A 13,486-nucleotide genomic window follows, 5' to 3' on the forward strand; every position below is an offset into this window, starting at 1 on the left:
CCCGGAGGGCGCGGGAGCGGCCGGCGGCAAGGGCCGCCGCGGGGGCCGGGCACCGGCCGCAGACGGCGGCACCACCGCGGCGCCGCAGTCCGCGGCCGCCGACGGGCGCGGTACGCCGTCGGCCGGTGGCACGCCGGGACTTGCGGAAGTGACCGGGGCGACGGCGTGGACCTTCGGGACGGTGCCGCGCGAGGTCTCCCGCACCGTGGCCGGGCACCTCGTGACCGGTTACCCCGCCCTCGTCGACGAAACCACCTCCGTGGGGCTGCGGGTCTTCCCGGGCCCGGCCGAGCAGGCCGGGGCCATGCGCGCCGGCGTCATCCGGCTGCTGTCCCTGCGCGTGCCCAGCCCGGCGAAGTACGTCCTTGAACACCTGAGCAACACCGAGAAGCTCACCTTCAGCCAGAACCCGCACGGGTCCGTCGCGGCGCTCATCTCCGACTGCTCGCTGGCCGCGATCGACAAGCTGGTCCCCGAGCAGCTGCCCTGGACGCAGAAGGAGTTCGACGCCCTCTACGAGCTCGTGCGGGCGGAGCTGATCGACACGGTGTTCACCGTGACGGCCACGGTGGAGAAGATCCTCTCAAGCCACCGCAGGATCTCCAAGCAGCTCAAGGGCACCACGAGCCTGGCGATGATCACCGCGCTCAACGACATCCGCAGCCAGCTCGAACACCTCGTCTACCCGGGGTTCGTCGCGAAGACCGGCTACTCCCAGCTCAGCCACCTCCCGCGCTACCTCCGGGGCATTGAGATGCGCCTCGAGAAGCTCGCAACCAACGTCGCCCGCGACAATGCGGGCACCGCCGTCGTGCAGCGCCTTGAGGACGAGTACGACGACGCCGTGGCGGCGCTGGCGGCCGGCGCGCGGAAGAGCGCGCCGGACCTGCAGCGGGTGCGCTGGATGCTTGAGGAACTGCGGATCAGCCTGTTCGCCCAGGAGCTGGGCACTGCCTACAGCGTCTCCGAGAAGCGCATCCGGGCCGCCCTCGGCGAGGCACTCGCCGCCTGAGGGTACCCGGCGGCCGGAACCTCCAGGCGGGTTCAGCCGAGGTCTTCCGAGCTCAGCAGCCGGCGGCGGGCGCTGAGCAGGTCCAGTTCGGGGCGGGCCGCGACGAAACGCTCAACGGCGTCGAGCACCTCGACGGCGTGCCGCCGGTCGGCCGCCACCACGGAGGCACCGATCCCGGCGCGGCGGTGCAGGTCGAGGCTTTCGACCTCAGCGGCGGCGACATCGAACCTGCGCCGCAGGTCGGCCACCAGCGGGCGGACCACCGAGCGTTTGCCCTTGAGCGAATGGACATCGCCGAGCAGCAGGTCGAATTCGATGGTGCCGATCCACATGTCAGCTCCTTCCACCGGCGGCGCGGACCGGGGCGCCGGCTCAGGCCGAAGGGACGGCGGTGTGGCCGGCTGCGCGCAGCGCCTGGCGGAGGGAGTCGGCGGCGGCATCGAGGGCGGCCGGGTCGGGGTTCCGGTCGACGTCGTGGACGTCGAAGTCCTCAGGGCCCTGCGCCGGCCAGACGTGCACGTGGAGGTGGGGCACCTCGAAGCCTTCGAGCAGTACTCCCACCCGCTTGGCGCCGAACGCCTGCTCCTGGGCCTTGCCGATGGCCTGGGCCACTGCCATCACCCGGGAGAGCGTCTCCGGGTCGGCCTCGAGCCAGTGCGGAACCTCCCGGCGCGGGACCACGAGGGTGTGCCCGGGGGTGATCGGGGCGGCGGTGAGGAACGCAACGACGTCGTCGTCGGCCCAGACGAAGCGGCCGGGGATTTCCCCGCGGATGATCCGGGTAAAAACAGTGCTCACAGGCTCTCCTTCGCCAGGGGCGCGCCCCGCTCCCCTGCGGGGGATGGTTCCCCGCAGCGGCGGAGGCGAGGGACGTCCGGGGGTCATGCCTCGACGCTACCTGTTGGGCGCCGTCCCTGCCAGCCGGGGCGGAGACGGCGCCCGTCCCCGCCCCGGCCTGTGGCTTAGGCTCCCGTGGCCACCGGAAGGTCGGTCCGGGAGGACCACTGCGACCAGGAGCCCGGGTAGAGGGCGGCGGGGATGCCGGCGATCTCCAGGGCGGCGATCTCGTGGGCGGCCGTGATGCCGGAGCCGCAGTAGACGGCGACGCTGCCGGCTCCCGCTGCTCCGAGGCGGGTGAACCGCTCCCGCAGTTCCGCCGGCGGCCGGAAGGTCTTGTCGGCCCGGAGGTTGTCCGTCGTGGGCGCGCTGCGTGCCCCGGGGATGTGACCGGCCTTGGAGTCGACGGGCTCGTATTCGCCGCTGAAACGCTCGGCGGCCCGAGCGTCGAGCAGCAGCAGGTCCTCCCCTCCGCGGCGCACGCCGTCGAGGTCGATCACGGGCATCGCGCCCCGGCCGAGTTCGACCGAGCCCAGGCAGTGCTGTTCCTCGCCGCCCTCGAGTTCGTACCCTGCGGCGCGCCAGGCGGTGAGCCCGCCGTCGAGGAGGTGGACCGAGCGCAGCCCGGCATCCCGCAGCAGCCACCACAGGCGTGCGGCGGCGAGGTTGCCCGAGTCGTCGTAGGCGACGACGACGTCGTCGGGCCGGTTGATGCCCCACTGCCGGGCCGTTTCCTGGAACGCCTCCGGGTCCGGGAGCGGATGCCGTCCCAGGGCCGGAGCCGGGCGGGAGCACAGCTGCTCCTCCAGATCCACGTACATGGCCCCGGGGATGTGCGATGAGCGGTAATGCCCATGGCCGTGGGGATCACCCAGCGACCACCGGACATCGAGCAGCACGGTCTGCAGCCCGGAGGTCATCCGGTCCCGCAGCGTCTGCACGTCCATCAGAGTCTTCATCAAGATCTCCTTAGAAAATTGAGCCGGCACCGGGCCGGTCCTGATGCACGTCAGTCCACCACAGGCACCGGGCCGACACCAGTAGCGCTTGTAGGCTGATCCAATGATCACCTACAGCGCCTCCGCCGGCCGCACCTGGACCGCAGACGCTGTCCGCCGGATCGAGGCCGACAACCGCCGGTCCGCCGACACGCACCTCTTCGCCGTCCCCCTTCCGCCCGGATGGCAGGTCTCGGTCTACCTGAAGGACGAATCGACGCACCGCACCGGGAGCCTGAAACACCGGCTGGCCCGCTCCCTGTTCCTCTTCGGGCTGGTCAACGGCTGGATCACCGAGGGGACGACTATCGTTGAGGCCTCAAGCGGGTCGACCGCCGTCTCGGAGGCCTACTTCGCCCAGCTGCTCGGCCTGCCGTTCATCGCGGTGATGCCCCGCACCACGAGTTCGGAAAAGATTTCCCTGATCCAGCAGTACGGCGGGACCTGCTCCTTCGTCGACGACGCCGGCCAGGTCTACGCCGAGGCCGAGCGGATCGCCCGCGAGACCGGGGGCCACTACCTGGACCAGTTCACCTACGCCGAGCGCGCCACGGACTGGCGGGGAAACAACAACATCGCCGAGTCGATCTTCGGCCAGCTGGCCCTCGAGGAGCACCCGATCCCGGAGTGGATCGTCGTCGGCGCGGGCACGGGCGGCACCTCGGCGACCATCGGCAGGTACCTGCGCTACTACTGCCACTCGACGCGGCTTGCCGTGGTCGACCCCGAAAGCTCGGCGTTTTTTCCCGCCTGGGCGGACCCGTCGGCGCCGGCGACCGGCCGGGCGTCGCGGATCGAAGGCATTGGACGGCCGCGGCAGGAGCCGAGCTTCGTTCCCGGGGTCATCGATGCGATGATCCAGGTGCCCGACTCGGCCTCCGTGGCGGCCGCGCGGCACCTCAGGCGCCTCACCGGGCTGCACGCCGGGCCGTCGACGGGGACGAACCTGTGGGGGGTATGGCAGCTCGCCGCGGCTCTGCGGGCCGAGGGGCGGGCCGGGAGCATCGTGTCGCTGATGTGCGATTCCGGGGATCGATATGCCGGGTCCTACGAGGACGACGCCTGGCTGAAGGGCCGGGGGCTGGACCCGGAACCGTTTGAGGCGGTCCTTGAGGAGTTCTTCGCCACCGGCCGCTGGACGGAATGAGGGCTGCCTGCACGGGCAGGGCGGACTCCCCGCCCCGTCCTAGGGGCGCCATTCCCTGCGGTAGCCGGGGTGCCCGGCATACGGCAGTGCCAGCAGCCGCATAAAGACGACGGCGTCGTCCCGTCCGTCCGGCTGGTTCCCGGTCCAGTCGATGCTGCAGTAGTGGGTCACCATCCGGCGCTTGGCCTCGCATTCGGCGAGCGCCCGGTCCAGCACCGCGACCGACTGCTGGTGCCACCAGGAGTGGACGTTCTCTTCGTCCTCCTCAATGCGCGCCAGGAGGAACTCGATGAGGTCGCTCATGCCTCCGACCCTACAGACCCTCCGCCCGTGCGTCTCCCCGAACCGGTGCGGTAACGGTCGTACAACGGTCCGCTGAAGATTTCATCACGTTCCCATCCGGAGCCCGTACGAGTGCGAATAAGCGGTGGAAACCACAAGTTCCCATTCCGCACCACTTCAGGAGAAGTCATGACAACATCACAGCACTCGCGCACTACCTCGAGGACCGCGGTCCAGAAGGCGGCCCTGGCCGTCGGCGCCGTCTTCCTTCTCGTCGGGCTCCTCGGCTTCGTTCCGGGGATCACCGCTCAGTACGACCAGCTCGCCTTCGCCGGGCACCACTCCGGCGCGCTGCTGCTGGGCCTGTTCCAGGTTTCCGTGCTGCATAACGTCGTCCACCTGCTGTTCGGCGTCGCCGGCATTATGCTCGCCCGCAGCGCGTCGGGTGCCCGGTCCTACCTGCTCGTCGGCGGCATCATCTACCTCGTGCTCTGGATCTACGGCCTCGTGATCGACCAGGAGTCGGCGGGCAACTTCGTGCCGCTGAATGCGGCCGATAACTGGCTGCACCTGCTCCTCGGCGTCGGCATGATCGCCCTTGCCCTGGTGCTGGGCAAGAAGCACACCGCCCGCGTCTGAGGAAACCCGCAGCGGCCGGGGACCGGGGTCTGCATCCGGTACCCGGCCGCTGTGCGTTAACCGCCGGCCGCCCCTGGACCGCCACCCGGCCCTGGACCGCCGTCCGCCCCAAGGGCCCTGCGGACTTTTGGCCCTGCCGCAAGGGCCCGTCCGGGTGGATCATGGGGAGCACGGCAGCGTCCGGAATCTCGGATGTGCCGGGAATCCGATGCTGGATGAGGAGGCGCGATGAACCGCCACGAACCGGGCGACCCGCAGCCGGAGCCGACCGGAGCCACCACGGTGTTCATCCTCGACGACCACGAGCTGGTGCGGCGCGGCCTGCGCGACCTGCTTGAGGGCGAGGGATTCGCCGTCCTGGGCGAGTCGGGGTCCGCCGAGGAGGCCGCCCGCCGGATCCCCGCCCTGAACCCCGACGTCGCCATCCTCGACGCCCGGCTGCCCGACGGCACCGGCATCGAAGTGTGCCGCAACGTCCGCTCCGTTGACGAAAGCCTGCGCTGCGTCATCCTCACCAGTTACGACGACGAACAGGCCCTGCGCGGAGCGGTCCTGGCCGGTGCCGCCGGGTACATCCTCAAGGAGGTCCTGGGTACGGATCTGGTGCAGAAGGTGCGCCGGGCCGCCCTCGGAGAATCGCTGTTCAACGCGGAGGTCAAGGAAAAAATCTCCGCCGGACTCGCCGAGTCGGAGGGCGAGGACCCCCGGTTCGATGCCCTGACGGCGCAGGAACGTAAGGTGCTCCACTACATCGGCGAGGGGCTGACCAATAAGGAAATCGGGCAGACGATGTTCCTCGCGGAGAAGACCGTGAAGAACTATGTGTCCTCGCTGCTGGCCAAACTCGGGTTCCAGCGCCGGACCCAGGCCGCCGTCTTCATCGCAACCGCGCGCGGCTGGCCCGAGGACTGACGGCGGCTCTCCCCGCACGGCGCGGGGCGGAGGTGCCTGGATTACGGTCGGCTGCCGGTCCCGGGAGCCGGCTCCAGCACGCTGAGCCAGCAGGGGGCGCCGGTCGGATCGACGGTGGCCGGAAGGCGCCGTTCCGCGGCGCTCACATGCAGCGCCTGGAGCGCGTCGGCCTGGGCCTGGGCCCCGGTGAGGTCGACAGTGATGGGCATTCCGGGCTGCAGGCCGTTGGTGCGCCGGGCAATGCAGTAGAGCGCATACAGGTTTGCCGGGGTCAGAACGCCCCGGACGCAGATGCGCGCCGACGCGAGTTCCGGATCCAGGCGTACAAGGATCCTCAGCTTGCGCGCCCCGATGCTCGATGGGTGGTTCTCCATCGCCCGCCGCCGTGCATGTACCGCCGGGCTCCCCTCAAGGGCGGGCCGGGAAAACCCTGCTTCCCGGCCGATCCGTCCACCGGGCGGAGTCGTTTGTGCCATTGCAGTTCCTCTTCCGGTTCGTGCGTACGCAACGATCCTTTCTAAGGTTCGTCTGCGCACCGCCCGGAACTACAGGGGCGAAAGGCCCTAATTCGCCTCTACCGGCCCGCTTCCGCTCCGCCGCGAGGGGCTGCGGAGCGGGCGGGTCAGGTCAGATCGGCGACCAGGGCCATCGACGCGCAGTCCCGGAGTCCGTTGATTCCGTCGACCGTCGTCTCCTTGTCCTCATAGGGCTCACTGGTGATGAGGGTCGACCCGTCCTCACCGGTGAGCCGGAAGCGGAACCGTTCCTGGTCGTCGCGGAAGATTTCGAATCTGCCTGCCATCACGCCCCCTTGCGTCGCAGCTGCCGTTGTCCCCCGAGGCTAACCGCGGCCCGCACCGGAAGGAAGGCCCGGCCCGCCCGCAATTCCTGCTTGACCGGCCGGGGCGGCGCTGTCCGGGCCGCCTACACCTCGGTGGTCTGGCCGGGCGACAGGTGCTCGTAGCGCGATCCGGCGGACCCCCCGAACCGGCCCAGAAGGGACTCGACCAGGCCAATCCCGCCGTCGGTGAGCAGCGAGTCGTGGATGGGGTACGCCTTGGCCGCACGGACGGAGGCGATGAAGTCGATCACCTCGGCGGTCTTCGACCACGGCGCGTGGACCGGGACCAGCAGGGTCCGAACCTCAACGGCGTCGGGCACAATGAAGGAATCCCCCGGATGGTACACGTTGTCGTTGATGAGGTAGCCGACGTTGGCGATCATGGGCACGTGCGGATGGATCAGCGCATGCTGGCCGCCGAAGGTCCGAACGTCGAATCCCCCTGCGGTGAACTGGATGGCAGGCTCGCTGACGTGCACCCGGTCCGCGGCGCCGCCTCCCAGCCGCTCGCTCAAGGCGGCTGCCGCCGCTGCCGGGGCCCACAGCTGCAGGCCCGGGTCGGCGGCCATTGCCTCCGCGACCCGCTCGACGTCGAGGTGGTCGGGGTGTTCATGGGTGATCAGCACCGCCGATGCTCCCCGGAGGGCCTCCTCGACCTCGGAGAAGCCGCCCGGGTCGATCACGAGGGCCGATCCGTCCTGTTCGAGCCGGACGCAGGCGTGGGTGTACTTGGTGAGCTTCATAGCGCACAGGATACCTCCAGCACCTGCTGATAATCTTAATGCTGGTTCCTTCCTATCCTCCGCCGAAAGGGCACACCATGCGATCCGAAGTGGAGCACCCGCGCAAGGGCTCCGAACAGCGGGTCACCCGTCAGCGGCTGGCCGTCAGTGCCGCCCTCGACGAGCTCGAGGACTTCGTGAGCACCCAGGAACTCCACCGGCTCCTGGGCACCCGGGGAGACTCGGTTTCCCTCCCCACGGTCTACCGGGTCCTCCAGTCGATGGCCGACGACGGCCTGGTGGATGTCCTGCGCCGGGGCGACGGCGAGGTCGTCTACCGCCGGTGCGCCGTCGAGCATCACCACCACCACCTGCTGTGCCGGAACTGCGGGCGCACCGTGGAGGTCGAGGCCCCTGCGGTCGAGCAGTGGGCGGTGCGGACGGCGGCCGCGCACGGATTCACCGAGGCGGCCCACACCGTCGAGATCTTCGGGCTGTGCCCCGAGTGCACCGCGGCGAAGGCGATGCACTGACCTCGAACACCCGGGGCCGGGGTCAGGCGGCCGTGCGGACGCGCGCCGGCCGGGCGCTGCTCCTCCGGTTGCCCAGGATCCGGCACCCGAGGTAGATGGCGAAGGAAATCGTCGTCACGTAGGGGCTGATCGGGATGCGCCCGCCGAGGGCCAGCAGGATCCCGCCGACCACCGACACGCAGGCGAACGCGATGCTCAGGAGCACTACGAACAGCGGCGTTGAGGTGACCTTCAGTGCCGCCGCGGCCGGGGTGATCAGCAGCGCCAGCACCAGCAGCGCACCCACCACCTGAATGGACAGCGCGACCGAAACGCCCAGCAGCACCATGAACAGGATCGACAGGGCCCGCACCGGCACGCCGCGGGCCTCGGCCAGGTCCGGGTCGGCGCTGGCGAAGGTCAGCGGACGCCAGATCAAAGCAAGTGCGGCCATCACCACGACGGCGCAGCCCGCGAGCAGGTTCAGCTGCACGTTGTCTACGGAGACAATCTGCCCGGTGAGCAGGCCGAACTTGTTCGCCGCCCGCCCCTCGTACAGGGCGAGGAACAGGATGCCGAGCCCCAGCCCGAAGGGCATGACGACGCCGATGATCGAGTTCCGGTCCCGGGCCCGGATCCCCATCACCCCGAGCACGAGGGCCGCGAGCACGGAACCCACCAGCGAGCCGAGGACGACGTTCGCCCCGACCAGGAGCGCGAAGGCCGCCCCCGCGAAGGAGAGCTCGGCGATGCCGTGGACGGCGAAGGCGAGGTCCCGCATCATCACGAAAGTCCCGATCAGCCCGCCGAGCAGGCCCAGCACGGCGCCGGCCCAGATCGAGTTGCGCACCAGCGGCAGCAGTTCGGAATAGTTGTCGAAGTTGAAGGCCGCCTCCATGAACGACTGGAAATCCATGGTCAGACCTCTCCCGCGGGATGGTGGTGGTGGGCCGCGGTGCCCGGCAGCCCGACCACGATGATCCGCCCCTCGTGGTGGAGCACCTCCACGGGGCTGCCATAGAGGTCGGAGAGCACCTCGCTGGTCATCACTTCCTCCGGCGCCCCGACTCGAAACCGGCCGCCGGCGAGGTAGAGCACGCGGTCGACGTAGTCGATGATGGGGTTGATCTCGTGGGTGACGAAGACGACGGCGCTGTTCTTCTCGTGGCACTGGCGGTTGATCAGCCCGCTGACCGCCTGCTGGTGGTGCAGGTCGAGGGAGAGCAGCGGTTCGTCGCACAGCAGGACGCGCGGCTCGGTGGCCAGCGCCTGGGCCACACGCAGGCGCTGCTGTTCCCCGCCCGACAGCCTCCCGACGGGGGCGTCGGCGTAGGAGGAGGAGCCGACCTCGGCGAGCAGCGCGTCGACCGTGTCCCGGTGTCCGCGGCCCCCGAGGCGGACCCCCCAGCGGTGGCCGTCCACGCCCAGGCCCACGAGGTCCCGTGCCCGCAGCGGCGTGTCAGGGGCGAACGGGCGCTGCTGGGGGATGTAGCCGATGCCGCGGTTGCCGCGCTGCAGCGGTCCGCCATTGATGGTGGCGGTGCCGGAGCCGAGGGCTTGGAGCCCCAGGAGCACCTTGAGGAAGCTTGTCTTGCCGGAGCCGTTCGGGCCCAGCACAGCGAAGAACTCGCCCGGGTGGATGTCGAGGTCAAGGCCCTCCCACAGCACACGCTCACCGAAGGAGAGCCCGGCGTTGCGCAGGCTCACCACCGGTGTGCGTCCCGGCCCTCCAGGGCCTGCTTCGGCACTCACCCGGCGTTCAGCGCCTCAAGGACCGACTCTGCATTGGCCTCCATCCAGGCCAGGTAGTCCTGTCCCTCCGGCAGCGTCTCGGTGAAGTCCACCACCGGCACGCCGGCCTGCTCCGCGGCCGAACGCACTGACTGGGTCTGCGGCCCTTCGGTCTGTTCGTTGTAGGCGAGGAATTCGACGCTCCCCGAGGCAAGCAGTTCCCGCATCTCGTTGAGCACCCCCACGGGCACGTCGTTGCCCTCCTCGACCGCCTCGGTGTACTCGGGCACCGTGGCGTCGGTGAGCCCGGCCGCCTCCAGGAGGTAGACCGGGACGGGCTCGGTGGCCGCGAAATCGCCCCCGCCCGCTGCCGCGAGACGGTCCTCGATCTCCGTGAGGGAGTTTTGCAAGCGCTCCGTCCGCTCCTCGTAGTCGGCGGCATTGGCCTCATCGAGGGAGCCGAGCTTCTCACCAATGGCACCGGCGAGGGCCTTCATCGCCGCCGGGCTGTACCAGACGTGCTCGTTGAACGAGCCGTGTCCGTGTCCGTGCCCGTCGTCCTCCTCGCCCTCGGCGTGCGGCTCCTCGGCATGCTCGTCCTCTCCAGCATGCTCGCCCTCCGCCGGTGCGCCCTCGAGACCCGAGACGCCGACGGCGGTCACCACCCGGTCATGGTCGAGGCCCGTCTCGTCGGCGAGGCGGTGCAGGAAAGCGTCGTACCCTCCGCCGTTCTCCACCAGCAGGTCGGCCTTCGAGACCGCAAGCTTGTCCTGGACCGTCGCCTCGTAGGAGTGCGGGTCCTGGCTCAGGCTGTCGACGATCGGGGTGACCTCCACCCGGTCCCCGCCGATCGCTTCGACGATGCTCCCGTACACATTGGTAGCGGTGACCACCTGAAGCGGCTGGGACCCGGTGTCCGCGGCGTTCCCCGCGCCGGCGTTCCCTCCACAGGCCGAAGCCGTCAGTGCCATTACGGCGAGTCCTGCCAGTGACGCCGTGCGGCGCAGAGGTGCGCGGAACATACTGCCTCGATCCACTCTAATGAGAATTGTTTACGTTAGCGGATCAAGTCTAGCCTAGATCGCCGCACACCCGCCCTACGGCAGCCGCCCCTCCTGCAGCGGGTTGCCGCTGTGCTCCGTCATCGCCTCGCCGAGCCGGCGTGCACCCTGGTTCTGGGTGGCGTCCCGGATCTCCCCAACGAGCTGTTCGATCACGTCTTCGAGGAAGAGGACGCCTCTGGTCTCCCCGCCTGGGCCGAGCACCCGCGCGAGGTGGGAGCCGGTCTTCTGCATCACCGCGAGGCCGTCCTCGATCTCGTCGGAGAGACTGAGGTTGGCCAGGGCCCGGACCTTGTTCTCCGTGATCGGCCTCTGGTAGAGCGCCTGCGGAATGGACATGATGTCCTTCAGGTGCAGGTATCCGGTGAGATTGTCCTTCTCGTCAACCAGGGCGAACCGCGAAAAGCCGGTGCGCCCGACGGCCCGCTCGAACTCCTCCGGCGTGGCGTCGGTGCGGAGGGTGACGAGGTCAGCCAGGGGCACCATCGTCGTCTCGGCGGTCTGGCCGGAGAACTCGAGGGCGCTGGTGATCAGGCCGGAATCGTCGTCGACGAGGCCGTGCTTGGTCGACTCCTCAACCATCGACTGCACCTCCTCGAGCGTGTACGAGGAGGTGACCTCGTCCTTCGGCTCGACCTTCAAGGCGCGCAGGATCTGGTTCGCCAGCCAGTTCAGCGACGAGATCACCGGATGCACGATGCGGGCAATCATCACCAGCGGCGGCGCAAGGATCAGCGCCGCCCGGTCGGCCGCGGAGACCGAGATGTTCTTCGGCACCATCTCGCCGAAGGTGACGTGGAGGAAGGTCACGATCAGCAGGGCGATGCCGAAGGCGGCGCCGTCGGCCACACTTTCGGGAATCCCCAGCGCTTCCAGCGGCACCACGAAGAGGTGGTGGATCGCGGGTTCGGCGACCTGGAGGATGAGCAGCGAACACACGGTGATGCCCAGCTGCGCGCAGGCGAGCATGAGTGAGACGTGCTCCATGGCCCACAGCGTGGTCTGGGCACGTTTGGACCCCGCCTCGGCACGCGGCTCGATCTGGCTCCGCCGCGCGGACATGATGGCGAATTCGGCGCCCACGAAGAACGCATTGCCGATCAGCAGCACCACCAGCCAGGCAATTCCGGCCCAGTCGCTCATCGGAGGCCCCCCTCGCCCATGGCGTGGGCACCGGTGCGGGCCGCCTGCTCCCCGGGCGGGCCGGGCAGGAAGCGGACGCGGTCGATCCGGCGCCCGTCCATCCGCTCCACCTCAAGGGTGCCGCCGGAGACCGGGACGGTGTCCCCCACGGCGGCGATCCGGCCGAGTTCGGCCATTATGAAGCCTCCAACAGTTTCATAGCCCGCATCGTCGGGCACGGTGAGCAGAGGAATCTGCTCGGTGACCTCATCGGGGCGAAGCATTCCCGGGAAGTACCAGGTGCCGGAGGCGCTCTGCAGCACCCCGGGCTTGAGCTTGTCGTGCTCGTCCGCGACCTCGCCGACGATCTCCTCGACGAGGTCCTCAAGCGTCGCAACCCCCGCGGTTCCGCCGTACTCATCAAGCACCACGGCCAGCTGCAGGTTCGCGTCGCGCAGCTCGCGCAGCAGGGAGTCAAGGTGGACGGTCTCGGGGACCCGCAGGACATCGGTCATGATGGTGCCCGCGGGCAGGGACGCCCGGCGGTCTCGCGGCACCGCGACGGCCTTCTTGACGTGGACGACGCCGCGGATGTCGTCGGCCGACTCCCCGATCAGGGGGAACCGGGAGTACCCGGTGCGCCGGGCCGCCTCGACCACGTCGGCGACGGTCTGCTCCGAATCGATGGTTTCCATCCGGATGCGCGGGGTCATCACATCGGCCGCCGTCCGGTCGGAAAAGCTGAAGGTTCGGGCAAGGAAGTTCGCCGTGCCCTGGTCGAGCGTGCCCAGCTGGGCCGACCGGCGCACCAGCGAGGAGAGTTCGGCCGGCGAACGCGCACCGGAAATCTCCTCCTTGGCCTCGAGCCCGAAGATGTTCAGCACGCGGTTGGAGAACCCGTTGAGCACGAAGATGGCCGGCCGGAAGACCGCCGTGACCATCAGCTGCGGCCGTGCCAGGGCGCGGCCGATCTTGAAGGGCAGGGCAATCGACATGTTCTTGGGCACCAGTTCGCCCAGCAGCATGGAGAGCAGCGTGGCCAGGGCGATCGCGATGATCAGCGACGCCGAGGACGCCATGCCCTCGGACAGCCCGAGTGCGGCCAGCGGGCCTTCCAGCAGGCGCCCGACCGATGGCTCCATGACATAGCCGGTGAGCAGCGTGGTCAGGGTGATGCCGATCTGGCAGCTCGAGAGCTGGGTGGAGAGCGACTTGAGGCAGCGCAGCAGCGGTACGGCCTTCTTATCGCCCTGCTCGACGGCCCGCTGAACGGAGGTCTGGTCGAGGGCGACGAGGGCGAATTCGACGGCGACGAAGAATCCGGTGCCGAGGATCAGCAGGAGGCCCGCCGCTAGATAGATCCACTCCATGAACGGTTCACCGCCCGGCCGGGGACGGCAGCAGAAAGTGGGTGATGGGCATTAAGTCGGGGTCTGCCGGCCTCGGACGAAGCCCGGCGGGCGCGGTCACGGTTCCGTGACGCCTGCTGCTTCGTCGGCCGGCCCCTAGAGGAGCTGTCCATAAGGGCTTCAGTTTACCCCAGGCCCCCCGGACGGGAAACGGATTCCCGTCCGGGGCGGTGCGGTTACCAGCTTTGTTGGAGGGGGCGGCCTTCTTCGTAGCCGGCGGCGGATTGGATGCCGACCAGGGCGCGGTCGTGGAATTCGGCC

17 protein-coding genes are annotated in these 13,486 nt (G+C 69.4%); 5 read left to right on the plus strand and 12 right to left on the minus strand.

Annotation, left to right across the window (positions count from 1 at the left end; all coding sequences use genetic code 11):
• Positions 1-1,012, plus strand: a 1,012-nt coding sequence (locus QZX79_RS05110; protein WP_294565535.1) for a DUF3418 domain-containing protein, incomplete at its 5' end; no start/stop codon positions are given.
• A gap of 32 nt (positions 1,013-1,044) precedes the next feature.
• Here QZX79_RS05110 and QZX79_RS05115 read toward each other — a convergent pair.
• The 3 genes from QZX79_RS05115 to QZX79_RS05125 all read right to left on the minus strand — a co-directional run bounded on the left by QZX79_RS05115 (position 1,045) and on the right by QZX79_RS05125 (position 2,808).
• Positions 1,045-1,344 carry a DUF503 domain-containing protein gene (locus QZX79_RS05115; protein WP_294565537.1) on the minus strand — a complete coding sequence of 100 codons (300 nt, stop codon included), beginning with the start codon at positions 1,342-1,344 and terminating at the stop codon, positions 1,045-1,047.
• Between the two features lie 40 nt (positions 1,345-1,384).
• Positions 1,385-1,810 (minus strand): HIT family protein, encoded by a 426-nt coding sequence (locus QZX79_RS05120; protein WP_294565540.1) that lies wholly within the window; start codon positions 1,808-1,810, stop codon positions 1,385-1,387.
• Positions 1,811-1,974: 164 nt separating this feature from the next.
• The gene (locus QZX79_RS05125; protein WP_294565543.1) at positions 1,975-2,808 is read right to left on the minus strand and encodes a sulfurtransferase; all 834 of its coding nucleotides are present in this window, start codon (positions 2,806-2,808) and stop codon (positions 1,975-1,977) included.
• A 103-nt stretch (positions 2,809-2,911) separates the two neighbouring features.
• Between QZX79_RS05125 and QZX79_RS05130 the strand changes: the two genes are divergently transcribed.
• Entirely contained in the window at positions 2,912-3,994 is a 1,083-nt protein-coding gene (locus QZX79_RS05130) for a PLP-dependent cysteine synthase family protein (protein WP_294565546.1), read from the plus strand.
• A 39-nt stretch (positions 3,995-4,033) separates the two neighbouring features.
• Here the strand turns inward: QZX79_RS05130 and QZX79_RS05135 are convergent, their stop codons facing one another.
• On the minus strand, positions 4,034-4,297 hold the full coding sequence (locus QZX79_RS05135; RefSeq protein ID WP_294565549.1) for a DUF6221 family protein: 264 nt from the start codon (positions 4,295-4,297) through the stop codon (positions 4,034-4,036).
• Positions 4,298-4,465: 168 nt separating this feature from the next.
• Between QZX79_RS05135 and QZX79_RS05140 the strand changes: the two genes are divergently transcribed.
• Both QZX79_RS05140 and QZX79_RS05145 read left to right on the plus strand, forming a co-directional pair.
• Complete coding sequence (locus QZX79_RS05140) at positions 4,466-4,915, plus strand: DUF4383 domain-containing protein (RefSeq protein ID WP_133402015.1); 450 nt, start codon at positions 4,466-4,468, stop codon at positions 4,913-4,915.
• A gap of 228 nt (positions 4,916-5,143) precedes the next feature.
• Positions 5,144-5,827: a response regulator transcription factor gene (locus QZX79_RS05145; protein ID WP_294565556.1), complete on the plus strand. Its 684-nt coding sequence runs from the start codon at positions 5,144-5,146 to the stop codon at positions 5,825-5,827.
• A gap of 41 nt (positions 5,828-5,868) precedes the next feature.
• Here QZX79_RS05145 and QZX79_RS05150 read toward each other — a convergent pair whose 3' ends face one another.
• The 3 genes from QZX79_RS05150 to QZX79_RS05160 form a co-directional block, all read right to left on the minus strand.
• The gene (locus tag QZX79_RS05150) at positions 5,869-6,303 is read right to left on the minus strand and encodes a hypothetical protein (protein ID WP_294565559.1); all 435 of its coding nucleotides are present in this window, start codon (positions 6,301-6,303) and stop codon (positions 5,869-5,871) included.
• Positions 6,304-6,449: 146 nt separating this feature from the next.
• The gene (locus QZX79_RS05155; protein WP_120165170.1) at positions 6,450-6,629 is read right to left on the minus strand and encodes a DUF1508 domain-containing protein; all 180 of its coding nucleotides are present in this window, start codon (positions 6,627-6,629) and stop codon (positions 6,450-6,452) included.
• Between the two features lie 122 nt (positions 6,630-6,751).
• The gene (locus tag QZX79_RS05160) at positions 6,752-7,411 is read right to left on the minus strand and encodes an MBL fold metallo-hydrolase (RefSeq protein ID WP_294565564.1); all 660 of its coding nucleotides are present in this window, start codon (positions 7,409-7,411) and stop codon (positions 6,752-6,754) included.
• Between the two features lie 77 nt (positions 7,412-7,488).
• Between QZX79_RS05160 and QZX79_RS05165 the strand changes: the two genes are divergently transcribed.
• Positions 7,489-7,923: a Fur family transcriptional regulator gene (locus QZX79_RS05165; RefSeq protein ID WP_294565566.1), complete on the plus strand. Its 435-nt coding sequence runs from the start codon at positions 7,489-7,491 to the stop codon at positions 7,921-7,923.
• A 22-nt stretch (positions 7,924-7,945) separates the two neighbouring features.
• Here the strand turns inward: QZX79_RS05165 and QZX79_RS05170 are convergent, their stop codons facing one another.
• The 5 genes from QZX79_RS05170 to QZX79_RS05190 all read right to left on the minus strand — a co-directional run bounded on the left by QZX79_RS05170 (position 7,946) and on the right by QZX79_RS05190 (position 13,186).
• On the minus strand, positions 7,946-8,818 hold the full coding sequence (locus QZX79_RS05170) for a metal ABC transporter permease (RefSeq protein WP_294565569.1): 873 nt from the start codon (positions 8,816-8,818) through the stop codon (positions 7,946-7,948).
• A 2-nt stretch (positions 8,819-8,820) separates the two neighbouring features.
• On the minus strand, positions 8,821-9,609 hold the full coding sequence (locus QZX79_RS05175; RefSeq protein ID WP_294565581.1) for a metal ABC transporter ATP-binding protein: 789 nt from the start codon (positions 9,607-9,609) through the stop codon (positions 8,821-8,823).
• A gap of 41 nt (positions 9,610-9,650) precedes the next feature.
• Positions 9,651-10,604 carry a metal ABC transporter solute-binding protein, Zn/Mn family gene (locus QZX79_RS05180; protein WP_294565572.1) on the minus strand — a complete coding sequence of 318 codons (954 nt, stop codon included), beginning with the start codon at positions 10,602-10,604 and terminating at the stop codon, positions 9,651-9,653.
• Between the two features lie 126 nt (positions 10,605-10,730).
• On the minus strand, positions 10,731-11,837 hold the full coding sequence (locus tag QZX79_RS05185; protein ID WP_294565575.1) for a hemolysin family protein: 1,107 nt from the start codon (positions 11,835-11,837) through the stop codon (positions 10,731-10,733).
• Positions 11,834-13,186 (minus strand): hemolysin family protein, encoded by a 1,353-nt coding sequence (locus QZX79_RS05190; protein WP_294565579.1) that lies wholly within the window; start codon positions 13,184-13,186, stop codon positions 11,834-11,836. The genes QZX79_RS05185 and QZX79_RS05190 overlap by 4 nt, the downstream gene beginning before the upstream one ends.
• Between the last annotated feature and the right edge of the window lie 300 nt (positions 13,187-13,486).

This window comes from uncultured Arthrobacter sp. (assembly GCF_902805515.1).
GTDB lineage: Bacteria > Actinomycetota > Actinomycetes > Actinomycetales > Micrococcaceae > Arthrobacter_D.

Bases quoted from the DNA above. Each gene is read 5' to 3' on its own strand.
- QZX79_RS05115 (WP_294565537.1), bottom strand. From the start codon at position 1,344: ATGTGGATCGGCACCATCGAATTCGACCTGCTGCTCGGCGATGTCCAT.
- QZX79_RS05125 (WP_294565543.1), bottom strand. From the start codon at position 2,808: ATGAAGACTCTGATGGACGTGCAGACGCTGCGGGACCGGATGACCTCC.
- QZX79_RS05130 (WP_294565546.1), top strand. From the start codon at position 2,912: ATGATCACCTACAGCGCCTCCGCCGGCCGCACCTGGACCGCAGACGCT.
- QZX79_RS05135 (WP_294565549.1), bottom strand. From the start codon at position 4,297: ATGAGCGACCTCATCGAGTTCCTCCTGGCGCGCATTGAGGAGGACGAA.
- QZX79_RS05140 (WP_133402015.1), top strand. From the start codon at position 4,466: ATGACAACATCACAGCACTCGCGCACTACCTCGAGGACCGCGGTCCAG.
- QZX79_RS05145 (WP_294565556.1), top strand. From the start codon at position 5,144: ATGAACCGCCACGAACCGGGCGACCCGCAGCCGGAGCCGACCGGAGCC.
- QZX79_RS05150 (WP_294565559.1), bottom strand. From the start codon at position 6,303: ATGGCACAAACGACTCCGCCCGGTGGACGGATCGGCCGGGAAGCAGGG.
- QZX79_RS05155 (WP_120165170.1), bottom strand. From the start codon at position 6,629: ATGGCAGGCAGATTCGAAATCTTCCGCGACGACCAGGAACGGTTCCGC.
- QZX79_RS05160 (WP_294565564.1), bottom strand. From the start codon at position 7,411: ATGAAGCTCACCAAGTACACCCACGCCTGCGTCCGGCTCGAACAGGAC.
- QZX79_RS05165 (WP_294565566.1), top strand. From the start codon at position 7,489: ATGCGATCCGAAGTGGAGCACCCGCGCAAGGGCTCCGAACAGCGGGTC.
- QZX79_RS05170 (WP_294565569.1), bottom strand. From the start codon at position 8,818: ATGGATTTCCAGTCGTTCATGGAGGCGGCCTTCAACTTCGACAACTAT.
- QZX79_RS05180 (WP_294565572.1), bottom strand. From the start codon at position 10,604: ATGGCACTGACGGCTTCGGCCTGTGGAGGGAACGCCGGCGCGGGGAAC.
- QZX79_RS05185 (WP_294565575.1), bottom strand. From the start codon at position 11,837: ATGAGCGACTGGGCCGGAATTGCCTGGCTGGTGGTGCTGCTGATCGGC.
- QZX79_RS05190 (WP_294565579.1), bottom strand. From the start codon at position 13,186: ATGGAGTGGATCTATCTAGCGGCGGGCCTCCTGCTGATCCTCGGCACC.